Consider the following 15,858-nt stretch of genomic DNA (forward strand, 5'->3'; position numbering starts at 1 on the left):
CCGGCCGCGCCCGCCTCGACCGCCGCCGCCGGCGTGGCCTCGCCCGCCGCCGCCAAGATCCTCGCCGAGAAGGGCGTGGACGCCGCCAGCGTCACCGGCACCGGCCGTGACGGCCGCGTCACCAAGGGCGATGCCCTGAACGCCAGCGCCCCCGCCGCCAAGGCCGCTCCGGCCAAGGCCGCCGCCGCCCCGGCCCCGACCACGCTGTCGCTGGATGGCCGTCCGGAACAGCGCGTGCCGATGAGCCGCCTGCGCGCCCGCATCGCCGAGCGCCTGCTGCAATCGCAACAGGAAAACGCGATCCTGACCACGTTCAACGAAGTGAACATGCAAGCGGTCATCGATCTGCGCAACAAGTACAAGGACAAGTTCGAGAAGGAACACGGCATCAAGCTGGGCTTCATGTCGTTCTTCGTCAAGGCCGCGGTTGCCGCGCTGAAGAAGTTCCCGCTGATCAACGCCTCGATCGACGGCAAGGACATCATCTACCACGGTTACTTCGACATCGGTATCGCTGTCGGCAGCCCGCGCGGCCTGGTGGTGCCGATCCTGCGCAACGCCGACCAACTGTCCATCGCTGAAATCGAAAAGACCATCGCCGACTTCGGCCGCCGCGCCGCCGACGGCAAGCTGGGCATCGAAGAGATGACCGGCGGCACGTTCTCGATCTCCAACGGCGGCGTGTTCGGCTCGATGCTGTCGACCCCGATCATCAACCCGCCGCAATCGGCCATCCTGGGCGTGCACGCCACCAAGGAACGCGCCGTGGTGGAAAACGGCCAGATCGTCATCCGCCCGATGAACTACCTGGCCCTGTCCTACGACCACCGCATCATCGACGGCCGCGAAGCCGTGCTGGGCCTGGTCGCCATGAAGGACGCCCTGGAAGATCCGCAGCGCCTGTTGCTGGACCTGTAATCTCGGCGCCCTGAGCCCGGCGTCCGCGCGACCTGTGTGTCGGCGGCGCCCGGCCGGCCTGCCGGGCCGGCATGCGTGGGCCGGGGCGAGTTCCACACCCTCCTCATTCGCGAGAACACTATGTCCAAACAATTCGACGTCGTCGTCATCGGCGCGGGCCCCGGCGGCTACATCGCCGCCATCCGCGCCGCGCAGCTCGGCATGTCGGTGGCCTGCATCGACGCCTGGCAGAACGGCCAGGGCGGCCCGGCACCCGGCGGCACCTGCACCAACGTCGGCTGCATCCCGTCCAAGGCGCTGCTGCAATCGTCCGAGCATTACGAGCAAGCCAACCACCACTTCGCCGAGCACGGTATCGAAGTCAAGGGCGTCAGCCTGAAGCTCGACACGCTGATCGGCCGCAAGAACACGGTGGTCAAGCAGAACAACGACGGCATCCTGTACCTGTTCAAGAAGAACAAGGTCACCTTCTTCCATGGCAAGGGCGCCTTCGCCGGCCAGGTCGAGGGCGGCTGGGCCATCAAGGTCACCGGCACCGCCGAGGAAGACCTGGTTGCCAAGCACGTGGTGGTCGCCACCGGTTCGTCGGCGCGCGAGCTGCCTGGCCTGCCGTTCGATGAAAAGGTCGTGCTGTCCAACGACGGCGCGCTGAACATCGGCGCCGTGCCGAAGACGCTGGGCGTGATCGGCGCCGGCGTGATCGGCCTGGAAATGGGCAGCGTGTGGCGCCGTCTGGGTGCCGAAGTCACCATCCTGGAAGCGATGCCGGAGTTCCTGGCCGCCGCCGACCAGCAGGTGGCCAAGGAAGCCCTGAAAGCCTTCACCAAGCAAGGCCTGAACATCCAGATGGGCGTCAAGATCGGCGAGATCAAGGCGACCGCCAAGTCCGTCACCGTGCCCTACGTCGACGCCAAGGGCGCCGAGCAGAAGCTGGTGGTGGACAAGCTGATCGTCTCGATCGGCCGCGTGCCCTACACCGGCGGCCTGAACGCCGACGCCGTGGGCCTGAAGCTCGACGAGCGTGGCTTCATCGCCGTGGACGGCGACTGCAAGACCAACCTGCCCAACGTCTGGGCGGTGGGCGACGTGGTGCGCGGCCCGATGCTGGCACACAAGGCCGAGGAAGAAGGTGTGGCGGTTGCCGAGCGCATCGCCGGCCAGCACGGCCATGTCAACTTCGACACCGTGCCGTGGGTGATCTACACCTCGCCGGAAATCGCCTGGGTCGGCAAGACCGAGCAGCAGCTCAAGGCCGAAGGCCGCGAGTACAAGGCCGGCAGCTTCCCGTTCCTGGCCAATGGCCGCGCCCGCGCCCTGGGCGACACCACCGGCTTCGCCAAGGTGATCGCCGATGCCAAGACCGATGAGGTCCTGGGCGTGCACATCGTCGGCCCGATGGCCTCGGAACTGATCTCGGAAGCCGTGACCATCATGGAATTCCGCGGCGCGGCCGAGGACATCGCGCGCATCTGCCACGCGCATCCGACGCTGTCGGAAGCCGTGAAGGAAGCCGCCCTGGCCGTTGACAAGCGTGCCCTGAACTTCTGATCCGCCACGTTGCGGCTCTGTCAAAGGGGGCGGGTTCTCGGACCCGCCCTTTTTTTCATTTGTCTGTGTCCTCTCCATGAACGTCCGCGAATACTACGAACACGCCCTGGCCGAGCGCGGCTACAAGCCCGACGACGCCCAGAAGCAGGCGATCGACCGGCTGCAGCGCTATTACGACGAGTGGGTCAAGTTCAAGGCCATGCGCTCGAATGCCCTCAAGAAGCTGTTGAACCGGCCCGACGTGCCGCGCGGCGTGTACCTGTGGGGCGGGGTGGGGCGCGGCAAAAGTTTCCTGATGGACGCCTTTTATGCCACCGTGCCGGTGGTGCGCAAGACGCGCCTGCACTTTCACGAGTTCATGCGTGGCGTGCACCGCGAACTGGAAGAAGTGAAGGGCATGCAGGACCCGCTGGACGAGGTCGCCAGGCGCGTGGCCAAGCGGTACCGCCTGATCTGCTTCGACGAATTCCATGTATCGGACGTGGCGGACGCGATGATCCTGCATCGTCTGCTGTTCAAGTTGTTCGAGTACGGAACCTCGTTCGTCATGACCTCCAATTACGAGCCGTCCACGTTGTATCCAGACGGCCTGCACCGCGACCGTGTGTTGCCTGCGATCCAGCTGATCCAGGCACGCATGGACGTGATGAATGTGGATGCCGGTATCGACTACCGTCGTCGTTCGCTCGAGCAGGTGCAGTGCTATCACACGCCGCTCGGCGAGCCGGCGCGGCAGGCCTTGCAGCAGGCCTTCGATACCCTGGCCGATACGCCGCCGCAGGAACCGGTGCTGCACATCGAGCATCGCGAGATTCGTGCCCTGGCGCTGGCCGGCTCGGTGGTGTGGTTCGATTTCGCCACGCTCTGCGGCGGTCCGCGTTCCCAGAACGATTACCTGGAGCTGGCCAACCGTTTCCATGCGGTGATCCTGTCCGGCGTGCCGCGCATGGGGCCGCGCCAGGCGTCCGAGGCGCGCCGCTTCACCTGGCTGATCGACGTGTTCTACGACCATCGCGTCAAGCTGATCATGTCGGCCGAGTGCGAACCGGAAGAGATTTATACCGAAGGCGCCCTGGCCAATGAGTTCCATCGTACCGTCTCGCGCATTCTGGAGATGCAGTCGCGCGAATATCTGGAATCCGAACGCCGTCTGACGGTATCGCTGTAGCGTGATTGCGGCGCGTCGATCGCGACGCGCCGCCTCCTGCCTGTTGCCGCGGTCACCGCGGACGATGTGCGCATGTGGCGCGGAATATGCAAACCAAGGCGTATTCTTTATCGTAGTGAGAATGGTTATAATTCATGACCGTTTGATCGGCTTGCGTCGCGGGGCGGCGCCGGATCGGCACTCACAACAGGAAAATCGACAATGAATTTCGCAAGGACTTTGGCGGCCATCGCACTGCTGGGCAGCGCCGGCGCGGCGCAAGCGCACTTCGTCTGGCTCGAGCGGGCCGGACAGGGCCCGGTAAAAGCGTACTTCGGCGAATGGGCGGACGATCTGCGCGAAAAGCAAGATGGCCTGCTGGGCAAGGTCCTGACGGCGCCGGAGGTGACCGGCGCCGATGGCAAGACGTACAAGGCGTCGGCCAAGGGAGCGGATTTCGTCGAGTTCGCCGCCAGCGGCAAGAGCGACGTGCGCCTGTCGCAGCCGATCCAGTTCAAGGACACGCTGATGCGCTACGGCGCCAAGGCCGGCCGCGCGGATACCCAGGGCCGGCTCGACCTGGAACTGGTGCCGGCTGCCGCGGGCAGCAATACCTTCGTGCTGCAGTTCAAGGGCCAGCCGCTGGCCAAGACCGAAGTCACCGTGTTCGGCCCGCCAAAGTGGGAAAAGCGCTTGCGCAGCGATGAGAACGGCCGCATCGAGATCTCCACGCCATGGCCGGGCCAGTACGTGCTGGAAACCGCCCATGTCGAGGATCAGGCCGGCGAGGCCGATGGCAAGGCCTACACCAGGATCCGCTACGTTTCCACCCTGACCTTCAACGTGACCAAGTGAAAGCTCCCGCAGCCGGCGCAGGCATGATGCGCTACCGTCTGGCCGTGGCCTCCCGGGCCCTGGCCGCCATCCTGGGCGGCTACGGCCTGGCCTCGGCGGCCTCGGCCTGCCTGGCCGTCTGGCTCCCGATGCAACGCGCCGACGCCGTCGTCACGGCGCAGATGTCGGCCTTTGTGCTCTACGCCTGCGGCGTCATCTGGGTGTTCGCCACTCGCAACGCCTGGCGCGCCTGGGCCGGCATCCTGTCGCCGGCGGCGCTGTTCGGCGGCCTGTTCCTGATCGGCCGCATGGTGGGGGGCGCATGAAACCCAACACCGGAAAAGCGCAAGGCGAAGAGGGCCTGCGCCAATCCATGTCATGGTTGCATACCTGGTCGGGCTTGATCTTCGGCTGGGTGCTGTTCGCAATGTTCCTGACCGGCACGCTGTCCTTCTTCCGTCCCGAGATCACCCGCTGGATGCAGCCCGAGATCCAGGTGCAGGCCGCGCCCACGCTCGAATCCGTCGCGCTGGCGCAGCGCTATCTGACCGACCATGCACCCGACGCCAAGCGCTGGTTCATTACGCCGCCCTCCGAGCGCGAGCCGCTGATCCAGCTGCTGTACCAGGAACCGAAGCCCAAGCCGGGTGAGCGCGGCTTCGTGCGCGTCAAGCTCGATCCGCACAGCGGACAGGCCGTCGAGGGGCGCGCGACGCGCGGCGGCGACTTCTTCTACCGGTTCCATTTCGAGCTCGAGATGGCGTTCCCGTGGGGGCGCTGGCTCGCCAGCATCGCCGGCATGTTCATGCTGGTGGCGATCATCAGCGGCATCATCACGCACAAGAAGATCTTCGCCGACTTCTTCACGTTCCGTCCGAAGAAGGGCGGCCAGCGGGCCTGGATGGACGGCCACAATGCGCTGTCGGTGCTGGGCCTGCCGTTCCACCTGATGATCACCTTCAGCGGCCTTGTGCTGTTCGCGAGCATGCTGATGCCGGCGGGCATCCTGGCGGCGTACGAGAACCCGCGTCAATATACCGAGGACATGTTTCCGGGGGTCAAGGTCACGCCGCCACGCCACCAGCCGGCGCCGCTGATCGCGATCGCGCCGCTGGTGGCGCAGATGGAACAACGCTGGCAGGGTCGGATCGGCCGCATCACGGTCAACAACCCGGGCGACGCCGGCGCCACCGTCACCCTGACGCGCAATGCCGCGGATGGCGTGTCGTACGGCCGGCTCTCGCCCTATGCCCGGTTCGACGGGGTGACGGGCGCTCTCCTGGCAGGGCAGGACGCGCTGAGCCCGACCGTGCGCACCGCCGGCGTGATCGTCGGCCTGCACCTCGGGCTGTTCGCCGAACCGCTGTTGCGCTGGTTCTATTTCCTGGTCAGCCTGGCGGGCACCGGCATGGTCGGTTCCGGCCTGGTGCTGTGGATCGCCAAACGCCGCCAGAAGGCGCGTCCCGGGGCGCGCGAGGCCTTTTCGCTGCGTCTGGTGGACGGCTTGAACGCCGGCACCATCGCCGGCCTGTTCATCGCCATTGCCGCGTTCTTCTGGGCCAACCGGCTGGTGCCGGCCGACCTGCCCGGGCGGGCCCTGTGGGAAGTGCGCGCGTTCTTCACCGCTTGGGGGCTGTCGCTGGCCTACGCCTTCGCGTTCCCCAAGCGCAAGTGGCAGGACCTGTTGACGCTGGCCGCCGCATCGCTGGCGCTGGTGCCCGTGGTCAACGCACTCACGACTGCGCGCCACCTGGGGGTGTCGTTGCCCGCCGGCGATTGGGTCATGGCCGGCTTCGACCTGAGCTGCCTGGCCGGCGCGCTGCTGCTGGGCTGGATGGCACGGAAGGCGGCCCGGGCGCGCAATGCCCCGGCCAAGAAGAGCGCGGCCAGGACGCCGGCGCGGGCCGCGCCGCCTGCCCCTTCCGAAGCCTATGGACCGAGGTGATATGCCATGACGCTTGCCGCCTTCTGCCTGGCCTATGCGGGGTTCTCCGCGCTGTGCCTGGGCATGGACCGACACTACGAAGACCTGTTCGATCGTGCCTTGCCACGCCGCCATCGCGTGCCGTTGCGCGCCTTCGGCTGGCTGGCGCTATCGCTGTCGCTGTGCGCCTCGGCCGCCGTCTGGGGCTGGAGCTACGGCACCGTCGAATGGATCGGCATCCTCAGCATCGCCGGCCTCTTGCTGATCTGGTTCCTGACGTTCCGGCCGCGCGCCGCGTTGACGGCGGGCGGGCTGTGCGCGGTGGCCGCGCCGTTGCTGGCGGTCCTGTAGTCGCGTCGCGTCCATGGCGCCGGGGCCGGCCGGTACGGGCCGCCGCCGCGTCCGGGGCGGCCCGCTGCCAGCGCGCGTCATCCGGACGCCCCGCGCGGCACGTTACACTGGGCGTTTCCCCAAGCAAACGCCTTCTTCGTCCATGAACACCCGCGTCCTCACTGGCATTACCACCTCCGGAACTCCCCACCTCGGCAACTACGCTGGCGCGATCCGCCCGGCGGTCCATGCCAGCACGCAGCCGGGTGTCGACGCGTTTTTCTTCCTGGCCGATTATCACGCGCTGATCAAGTGCGACGACCCGGCCCGCGTGGCCCGCTCGCGGCTCGAAATCGCCGCCACCTGGCTGGCGGTGGGGCTGGATCCCGAACGCGTGACCTTTTACCGCCAGTCCGACATCCCGGAAATTCCCGAGCTCAGCTGGCTGCTGACCTGCGTCACGGCCAAGGGCCTGATGAACCGCGCGCACGCCTACAAGGCGTCGGTCGACCAGAACACGGCCAAGGGCGTGGACCCCGATGACGGCGTGACCATGGGCCTGTTCTCTTACCCGATCCTGATGGCCGCCGACATCGTGATGTTCAATGCCAACAAGGTGCCGGTCGGTCGTGACCAGATCCAGCATCTGGAAATGGCGCGCGACATTGCCCAGCGCTTCAATCATCTGTATGGCCGTGACTACTTCACGCTGCCCGAGGTCGCCATCGAAGAGGACGTGGCCACCTTGCCAGGCCTGGACGGCCGCAAGATGTCCAAGAGCTACAACAACACCATTCCGTTGTTCGAGGGCGGCGCCAAGGCGTTGCGCGCCGCGATCATGCGCATCGTCACCGATTCGCGCGAACCGGGCGAGCCCAAGGACGCCGAGGGCTCGCACCTGTACACGATCTACCGCGCCTTTGCCACGCACGAACAGGCCGCGGCGTTCCGCAAGCAGCTCGAGGAAGGTCTGGGCTGGGGCGAGGCCAAGCACGCGCTCTACGATCACCTGGAGAGCCTGCTGGCGCCGATGCGCGAACGCTACTTCGATTTGATGGCCAACCCCGGCCGCATCGAGGACGTGTTGCAGGCTGGCGCCGCCAAGGCGCGCAAGCTGGCTGTGCCGATGATGCGCGAGCTGCGCGAGGCCGTGGGCCTGCGCAACCTGAACGCGCAGGCGCCGGGCAAGCAGGCGCAGGCCAGGAAGGAAAAGGGCAAGGGCGCGCGCTTCGTCAGCTTCCGCGACGAAGAGGGCGGCTTCCGCTTCCGCCTGCTGGCCGCCGATGGCGAGGAATTGCTGCTTTCGCAGCGCTTTGCCGACCCCAAGGAAGCCGGCGCGCTGATGCGCCGGCTGCAGTCGGAAGCGCCCGACGCGCTGCTGCAAGCCACCGCTCAGGGCGTGGCGGCGGTGCTCGACGGGGTGGCTGTGGCGACCGCGCCCGCTGGCGCCCAGGGCGACGCGCAGGCGCAGTTGGCCAAGGCGAGCGAGGCCCTGGCCTCGATGTCGCAGGATTGAAATGACGCGGGCGGCGCGGGCGCGCCGCCTGTCAGCGTGGCAGGATTGCCCGGCCGTCAGGCCGGGCGTGCGCCGCCGTCAGCCCCCCGCAGCGCGGACGAGACGTCCATCGCGCAGTGGGAAGCGCCGAGGGCGGCCAGGAGAAGCGGATCAGCGCTTGAGCTTGGCGAAGGCGTCGGCCATGGCGCTGTTCATGGCGCCGCCGCCGCCACCGCGGCCGCTGTCAGCTTGCGGACGGCGGCCTGGGCGATCGCCGCCCTTGGGGGCGTCGGCGCCGCGCCGCGCGGGCACGGCGGCGTCGTTCATGCGCATGGTCAGGGCCACGCGCTTGCGCGCCACGTCCACTTCCAGCACTTTCACGCTGACGGTCTGGCCCACGCGCACGACGTCACGCGGATCCTTCACGAATTTCTCGGCCAGCGCCGAGATATGCACCAGGCCGTCCTGGTGCACGCCGATGTCGACGAACGCGCCGAAGTTGGCCACGTTGGTCACCACGCCTTCGAGCACCATGCCCGGGTACAGGTCGTTGAGCGTCTCGACGCCTTCCTTGAATTGCGCGGTCTTGAACTCGGGGCGCGGATCGCGGCCCGGCTTTTCCAGTTCGGCGAAGATGTCGCGTACCGTGGGCAGGCCGAAGCGTTCATCGGTGAAGTCCGACGGCGACACGCCCTTGAGGGCGTCACGCTGGCCAATGATCTGCTTCACTTCGGCCTTGATCCGGGCGACGATGCGCTCGACCACCGGATAGGCTTCCGGGTGCACCGACGAGGCATCCAGCGGGTTGTCGCCATTGGGGATGCGCAGGAAGCCGGCCGCCTGCTCGAAAGCCTTGTCGCCGAAGCGCGGCACCTTGCGCAGCTGTTCGCGGGTGGGGAAGGCGCCGTTCTCGTCGCGCCAGGCGACGATGTTCTTGGCCAGCAGCGAGTTCAGGCCCGACACGCGCGCCAGCAGCGCGGCCGAGGCGGTGTTGACGTCGACGCCGACCGCGTTCACGCAGTCCTCGACCACCGCGTCCAGCGAACGCGCCAGTTCGCGCTGGTTGACGTCGTGCTGATACTGGCCGACGCCGATGGCCTTGGGATCGATCTTGACCAGTTCGGCCAGCGGATCCTGCAGGCGGCGCGCGATCGACACGGCGCCGCGCAGCGTGACGTCGAGGTCGGGGAACTCCTGCGCGGCGGTCTCGGACGCCGAATACACCGACGCGCCGGCCTCGGACACGACCACGCGCGTCACCTTCAGGTCGGGGAAGCGTTCCTGCATGTCGCCCACCAGCTTCTCGCTTTCGCGCGACGCGGTGCCGTTGCCGATGGCGATCAGGTCGACCTGGTGGCGCGCCACCAGCGCGGCCAGGGTGTTGATGGTGCCTTCGCGGTCGCGGCGCGGCTCGAACGGGTAGACGGTGGTGGTATCGACCACCTTGCCGGTGCGATCGATCACCGCCACCTTGCAGCCCGTGCGGATGCCGGGGTCCAGGCCCAGCACGGCCTTGGGGCCGGCCGGCGCGGCCAGCAGCAGATCCTTCAGGTTGGCGGCGAACACGCGGATGGCTTCGGCTTCGGCGGTTTCGCGCAGGCGGCCGATCAGCTCGCTTTCGAAGGCCGTCACCAGCTTGACGCGCCAGGTCCAGCGGCAGACTTCGCCGAGCCAGCGCGAGCGTGGCGAGGCATCGAGCGCGAACAGGTCGTTGCCCAGTTTGAGGATGCTGGCCACGCGCGCCACGCAGGGGTGCGGCAGTTGCGCCTCGAGTTCGCTTTCCAGGCCCAGGCGGATGTCCAGCACGCCTTGCTGGCGGCCGCGCAGCAGCGCCAGGATGCGATGCGATGGCAGCGTGCGCAGCGGTTCGTTGAAGTCGAACCAGTCGCGGAAGTTGGCGCCTTCGGTTTCCTTGCCGTCGACCATCTTGGAATACAGATAGCCGGTGGACCAGAGGTGCTCGCGCATGTCGGCCAGCAGGTCGGCGTTTTCGGCGTAGCGTTCCGCCAGGATGTCGCGTGCCCCGTCCAGCGCCGCCTTGGCATCGTTGATCGAGGCTTCGGGATTCAGGTACTGCGCGGCCAGCGCGGCCGGATCGCAGGCCTTATCGGCCAGGATGGCGTCGGCCAGCGGTTCGAGGCCGGCCTCGCGGGCGATCTGGGCGCGGGTGCGGCGCTTGGGCTTGTACGGCGCGTACAAGTCTTCCAGGCGCTGCTTGGTATCGGCGCTGGCGATTTCCTGCTGTAGTTCGGGCGTCAGCTTGCCTTGCTGCGAGATCGATTCGAGGATCGCGCCACGGCGCTCTTCGAGTTCGCGCAGATACCCCAGCCGCACTTCCAGGTTGCGCAGGACGGTGTCGTCCAGGCCGCCGGTGGCTTCCTTGCGGTAGCGCGCGATGAACGGCACGGTGGCGCCGTCGTCCAGCAGTTCCACCGCGGCGGCGACTTGGGAGGCGCGGGCGCCAAGCTCGGTGGCGAGCTGGGCCACGATACGGGCATTGTCGACGCCGGCGGCGACGTTCGTGATAACGGAAGTTTCAGACATCTCGATACGACGGCAAAAAAGGAAAAACAAGGGGCGGATTGTGCCATAAGCCGTTGTTACAGAACGTGCCAGGCGGGACGGATCCGTCCCCACGGCAGGCACGATTTGCGACGCTGCAGGCGGAAAAGGGCGGCGCCAGCGGGTATCATCTGGTCCTTTCCCACCCATTTCCGTGTCTGGCGTCCCGACCGTCCATCGGCATGGTCGCTGTTGACGCTAGGCTGTTTCGATGCTGGACCTGGACATCTCCGAATTCTTCGCCGAGGACGGCCCGCTCGCGTCGGCCCTGCCTGGTTACAAGCCGCGCCCGTCGCAGGTGGAGCTGGCCCAGGCCATCGGCCAGGCCATCCAGGACCGAGCCACGCTGGTGGCCGAGGCCGGCACCGGCATCGGCAAGACCTGGGCATATCTTGTACCCGCGTTCATCCAGGGCGGCAAGGTGCTGATTTCCACCGGGACGCGCACCCTGCAGGACCAACTGTTCAGCCGCGACCTGCCGCGTGTGCGGGCGGCGCTGGCCGCGCCGGTCACGGCCGCGCTGCTCAAGGGGCGCGGCAACTATGTCTGCCATTACCACCTCGACCGCCTGCAGGGCGACGAGCGTGCGCTGAAATCGCGCTCGGAAATCCAGCAGTTGCGCCAGATCCAGGTGTTCGCCGGCATTTCCAAGAGCGGCGACCGCAGCGACCTGGCGCAGGTGCCGGAAGACGCCGATATCTGGCAGCGCGTCACCTCGACCCGTGAGAACTGCCTGGGGCAGGAATGCCCGCGTATCCGCGACTGTTTCGTGGTCAAGGCGCGCCGCCAGGCCCAGGAGGCCGATGTCGTGGTGGTCAACCACGCCCTGTTCATGGCCGACCTGGTGCTGCGTGAAGAAGGCGTCACCGACCTGCTGCCCGAGGCCGATACCGTCATCTTCGACGAAGCGCATCAACTGCCCGACACCGCCACCCGTTTCCTGGGCAGCAGCGTGTCGACCCACCAGTTGCTGGATTTCGGCCGTGCGCTGGAGGCCGCCGGCCTGGCCTATGCGCGCGAAGCGACCAAATGGAGCGACGTGGCGCGCCACGTGGAAACCGCCGCGCGCGAATTGCGCCTGGTCTGTGCGCCGCTGGACCGGCTGCCGGGCCGCAAGGCCACGTTTGACGCCATTCCCAATGCCGAGGAATTCGACGCCGCGCTGGCGGTGCTGCGCGAGGCGATTGATGCCGCCACCCATGCGCTGGGCTCGGTCGCCGAGCGCCACCCCGACCTGGTGGCCGCCGCGCGCAGCGGCGCCGAGATCGCCGTGCGCCTGAAGCGCTGGGCCACGCCCGGACGCGATGCGGGCGGCGCCGCTTTCGAGGACGAAGGCTGGGGCCGCGACGATCAGGCGCCCGCGCCCGTCGCCGCGCTCGCCGACGGCCTGGCGACGCCGGCCGCCATTCTGGAAGGCGCGGCGGCGGCAGGCGAATGGACCGGCCCGGCGGTGCGCTGGGTCGAGCATGGCCAGCATCACGTGCGCCTGCATTCGGCGCCGCTTTCGGTGGCGCAGGCGTTCTCCAAATACCGCAAGCCCGGCCAGGCCTGGATCATGACCTCGGCCACCTTGTCGGTGAATGGGGAGTTCACCCACTTCACCAGCCAGCTGGGCCTGGAGCGCGCGCGCACCGGCAAGTGGGAGTCACCGTTCGACTACCCCCAGCAGGCGCTGCTGTTCGTGCCGCGCGGCATGCCCGAGCCGCAGTCGCCGCAGTTCCTGGATCGTTTCGTGCAGACGCTGCTGCCGCTGCTGCAAGCCAGCCCGGGCGGCACCCTGGTGTTGTGCACCACGTTGCGGGCGGTCGACAAGGTGGCCAACCTGCTGGCCGATGCCTTCGACGATGGCGGCCACGATTGGCCATTGCTCAAGCAGGGCGAGGGGACGCGCCGCGACCTGCTGGACCGCTTCTGCAAGCTGACGCATCCCGTGCTGGTGGGCAGCGCCAGTTTCTGGGAAGGCATCGACCTGCCCGGTGACGTGTTGACGCTGGTGGCGATCGACAAGCTGCCGTTCGCGCCGCCCGACGATCCGGTGATCGAGGCGCGCCTGCGGGCCTGCCGCGCCCAGGGTGGCAATCCTTTCTCCGAATACCAGTTGCCCGAGGCCGCCATCTCGCTCAAGCAGGGCGCCGGCCGCCTGATCCGCACCGAGTCCGACTGGGGCGTGCTGATGGTGGGCGATGCGCGCCTGGTCGAGAAGCCCTATGGCAAGCGCCTGTGGCGCGGCCTGCCGCCATTCGCGCGCACGCGCGAACTGGAGGAAGTGCTGGCGTTCTATCGTCGCAGGCAGGCGTAGCGCCCGCGACCGCCGCCAGGGCGGCTCGCCCGCGCCCCGTGGACAAAAAAAAACCCCTCGAGCGATCGAGGGGTTTCCCATGCGCGGAGGGAAGGTCAGTTGAACGGATTCCACCAACTCTTGTCGGCCTTCAGGCCCTTGGTCTTGAACGTGCTGTTGGGGAAGTTCTTGTCCATCACGCGTTGCGCGTCGTTCTTGAGCTCGGTCATGCCCAGCTTGCCGTAGGACTCCACCATCAGGTAGAGCGCCTCTTCGGTGGCGGGCGCGCCTTCGAAGTCGGTAATGACCGTCTGGGCGCGGTTGGCCGCGGCCACATAGGCGCCGCGTTCGAAGTAGTAGCGGGCCACGTAGACTTCGTTCATGGCGATGGTGTTGACCAGCCAGGCGACACGCTTTTCGGCGTCGGGCGTGTATTTGCTGTCCGGGTAGCGCTTGATCAGCTCGTTGAAGGCGTCATACGACGCGCGCAGGCCCTTGGGGTCGCGCTCGGCGGGGTCCTGGCCGGTGATGTTGCTCATGAAGGCGCTGGCCGGCGTGAAGTTGATCAGACCCTTCAGGTACAGCGCGTAGTCGGTGCCGGGATGGTTGGGGTAAAGCTGCTGGAAGCGGTCGATCGCGGCCAGCGCCTGTTCGTTTTCGCCGTCTTTCCAGTTGACGTAAGCCAGCTCCAGCAGGGCTTGCTGGGCATACACGCCGAAGGGGTAACGGCTTTCGATGGCGGTCAGGCGCTCGCGGGCTTCTTTCCAGCCACCCGAGGAGATTTCGGCTTTGGCGTCCGCGTAGAGCTGTTCGGCGCTCCAGTTGGTGGTCTTGTCGTACTTGCTGTTGGTCGAGCCGCAACCGGCGATCGCGATGACGGCAAATAGCGCGATAACCACGCGCAAAACCGACCCGCTTCGGGAGGCGGGGTTCAAGGGAGCTGCGGGGTGGTGAATCACGAGAATCGTATCCTTGGTGGTAGCATGGCAGGCTGATTATATGATTTGTCTCCATGTCTGCTACAGCCTTCAGCGCAGATCTCGTTTCCGACGATGAACTCCTGGACCTTCCCGGTGATTCCCCGGGCAACGACCCAGGCGCGAAATCGCGAGGCGAACCGCAACTTGTAACGGTGCCCGCGGGCACGCGCGCCGACCGGCTCGACAAGGTGCTGGCCGGGCTGTTGTCGGACCATTCCCGGAGCCGTCTGCAAGGCTGGATCGAAGCCGGCAACGTCCACGTGAACGGCGCTCCCGGCAAGGTGCGCCAGACCGTCGGCCCCGGCGACGAGATCAGCGTCTGGGCCCAGCCCGCGCCGGAAACCCTTGCATTTTCGCCGGAACCCATCGATTTTCCCGTGGTGGACGAAAGCCCGGACTGGATCGTGGTGAACAAGCCCGCCGGCCTGGTGGTGCACCCCGGCGCCGGCAACTGGAGCGGCACGCTGCTCAACGGCCTGCTGCACCGCTACCCGGAACTCGCCCAGGTGGCCCGAGCCGGCATTGTCCACCGGCTCGACAAGGATACTTCCGGCCTGATGGTGGTCGCGCGCAACGAGATCGCGCAGACCCACCTGGTGCGCCAGTTGCAGGCGCGCAGCATGGGCCGCGAATACGTGGCCCTGGCGCATGGCTGGCTGGCCGCCGCCGGCAAGGTGGATCGCCCCATCGGCCGCGATCCGCGCGTGCCGGTGCGCATGAGCGTCGAGCGGCCGGTGGCGCCCAAGCCGGCCGTGACCCACTACGCGCCCGCGCGGCGTGGCGCGGTCGAGCCGGGCGGGCGTGTCAGCGAAGTCGTCTGCCGCCTGGAAACCGGCCGCACCCACCAGATCCGCGTGCACCTGGCCAGCCTCGGCCATCCGCTGCTGGCGGACACCCTTTATGGCGGCAGAAACATGGCGGGCGCGCAGCGGCAGATGCTGCATGCCCGCGCCCTGCATTTCGACGATCCGGGCGGACGCGGCGAAGTCGAGTTCGCCGCGCCGCTGCCGGCCGACATGACCCTGGTCCAGGAAGCGATCGCATGGAACGCATGATCGAAGGTTTGCCCGTGGTGACCGGTCCCGCCTGGGCGGGCGTCAACTATTTCTGTACCACCCGCGCCGGCGGCGCCGGTAGCGCCCCGCACGATACGCTCAATCTGGGCCTGCGGGCCGGCGACGATCCCGATATCGTGGCCGAGAACCGCCGCCGCCTGCGCGCCGCGTTGCCCGCCGAGCCCTTATGGCTGCGCCAGGTGCACGGCAGTGACGTGGTCGACGCGGACGCGCCCGGCCTGCCTGACACGCCGGCGCTGGACGCCAGCGTTACCGCGCAACCGGGCCGGGTGCTGGCCGTGATGGTGGCTGACTGCCTGCCGGTGGTCATGGCCGACGCCGACGGCCGCGTGCTGGGCGCGGCCCACGCCGGCTGGCGCGGCCTGTCCGGCGGAGTGCTGGAGCACACCCTGGCGGCGATGCGCGCCAAGGCGCCGCAGGCCACGGCCTGGCGCGCCTGGGTGGGGCCCGGCATCGGGCCGGAGGCGTTCGAGGTCGGGCGCGATGTATTGGATGCCTTCATGGCGGACGACGCCGCCGCCGAACGCTATTTCCGGCCCCGGCCGGGCGTGCCGGGCAAATGGCTGGCCGACCTGGCCGGCCTGGCCGAATTCCGCCTGCGCCGCGCCGGCGTGCAGGCGGTCAGCCAGAGCGGCTTGTGCACGGCGACGGACGCGGCGCGCTTCTTTTCATACCGCCGCGATGGCGAAACCGGCCGGATGGCATTGCTGGCCTGGCTGGATCCGGTTTGATCCAGCGCAAGGCGGGTGCACCCGCCTTGCGACCC

13 protein-coding genes are annotated in these 15,858 nt (G+C 67.7%); 11 read left to right on the top strand and 2 right to left on the bottom strand.

The features are described 5' to 3' along the window. From odhB to HV701_RS20765, 8 genes are all read left to right on the top strand, one after another. Positions 1-918: 2-oxoglutarate dehydrogenase complex dihydrolipoyllysine-residue succinyltransferase (gene odhB, locus HV701_RS20730; RefSeq protein ID WP_175134893.1), on the top strand; the 918-nt coding region annotated here is incomplete at its 5' end. A gap of 120 nt (positions 919-1,038) precedes the next feature. Further along, positions 1,039-2,466, top strand: coding sequence for a dihydrolipoyl dehydrogenase (gene lpdA, locus HV701_RS20735; RefSeq protein WP_175134894.1), 1,428 nt, complete (start codon positions 1,039-1,041; stop codon positions 2,464-2,466). A 76-nt stretch (positions 2,467-2,542) separates the two neighbouring features. Continuing rightward, a complete protein-coding gene (zapE, locus tag HV701_RS20740; protein ID WP_175134895.1) occupies positions 2,543-3,634 on the top strand; it encodes a cell division protein ZapE in 1,092 nt (363 codons plus the stop codon). Between the two features lie 201 nt (positions 3,635-3,835). After that, entirely contained in the window at positions 3,836-4,468 is a 633-nt protein-coding gene (locus HV701_RS20745) for a DUF4198 domain-containing protein (RefSeq protein WP_175134896.1), read from the top strand. Positions 4,469-4,491: 23 nt separating this feature from the next. After that, positions 4,492-4,773 (top strand): DUF3649 domain-containing protein, encoded by a 282-nt coding sequence (locus HV701_RS20750; RefSeq protein ID WP_175134897.1) that lies wholly within the window; start codon positions 4,492-4,494, stop codon positions 4,771-4,773. Further along, a complete protein-coding gene (locus tag HV701_RS20755; protein WP_175134898.1) occupies positions 4,770-6,392 on the top strand; it encodes a PepSY-associated TM helix domain-containing protein in 1,623 nt (540 codons plus the stop codon). Before HV701_RS20750 ends, HV701_RS20755 begins: the two co-directional genes overlap by 4 nt. A 6-nt stretch (positions 6,393-6,398) precedes the next feature. After that, positions 6,399-6,722, top strand: coding sequence for a DUF3325 domain-containing protein (locus HV701_RS20760; protein WP_175134899.1), 324 nt, complete (start codon positions 6,399-6,401; stop codon positions 6,720-6,722). Positions 6,723-6,864: 142 nt separating this feature from the next. Then, positions 6,865-8,217, top strand: a complete 1,353-nt coding sequence (locus HV701_RS20765) for a tryptophan--tRNA ligase (protein ID WP_175134900.1) — start codon at positions 6,865-6,867, stop codon at positions 8,215-8,217. A gap of 150 nt (positions 8,218-8,367) precedes the next feature. Here HV701_RS20765 and tex read toward each other — a convergent pair whose 3' ends face one another. After that, on the bottom strand, positions 8,368-10,740 hold the full coding sequence (gene tex, locus HV701_RS20770; protein ID WP_175134901.1) for an RNA-binding transcriptional accessory protein Tex: 2,373 nt from the start codon (positions 10,738-10,740) through the stop codon (positions 8,368-8,370). Positions 10,741-10,969: 229 nt separating this feature from the next. Here tex and HV701_RS20775 point away from each other — a divergent pair, with 229 nt between their 5' ends. Then, the gene (locus tag HV701_RS20775) at positions 10,970-13,057 is read left to right on the top strand and encodes a DNA repair helicase YoaA (RefSeq protein ID WP_175134902.1); all 2,088 of its coding nucleotides are present in this window, start codon (positions 10,970-10,972) and stop codon (positions 13,055-13,057) included. 95 nt (positions 13,058-13,152) lie between these two features. On the opposite strand, the gene HV701_RS20780 is transcribed toward HV701_RS20775, so the two are convergent. Then, positions 13,153-13,941: an outer membrane protein assembly factor BamD gene (locus tag HV701_RS20780; RefSeq protein ID WP_175134903.1), complete on the bottom strand. Its 789-nt coding sequence runs from the start codon at positions 13,939-13,941 to the stop codon at positions 13,153-13,155. Positions 13,942-14,048: 107 nt separating this feature from the next. Here HV701_RS20780 and HV701_RS20785 point away from each other — a divergent pair, with 107 nt between their 5' ends. Further along, a complete protein-coding gene (locus HV701_RS20785; RefSeq protein ID WP_175134904.1) occupies positions 14,049-15,071 on the top strand; it encodes an RluA family pseudouridine synthase in 1,023 nt (340 codons plus the stop codon). Then, positions 15,059-15,823 carry a peptidoglycan editing factor PgeF gene (gene pgeF / locus HV701_RS20790; protein ID WP_175134905.1) on the top strand — a complete coding sequence of 255 codons (765 nt, stop codon included), beginning with the start codon at positions 15,059-15,061 and terminating at the stop codon, positions 15,821-15,823. The genes HV701_RS20785 and pgeF overlap by 13 nt, the downstream gene beginning before the upstream one ends. Positions 15,824-15,858: the final 35 nt, after the last annotated feature.

Source organism: Achromobacter pulmonis, from assembly GCF_902859765.1.
GTDB lineage: Bacteria > Pseudomonadota > Gammaproteobacteria > Burkholderiales > Burkholderiaceae_B > Achromobacter > Achromobacter pulmonis.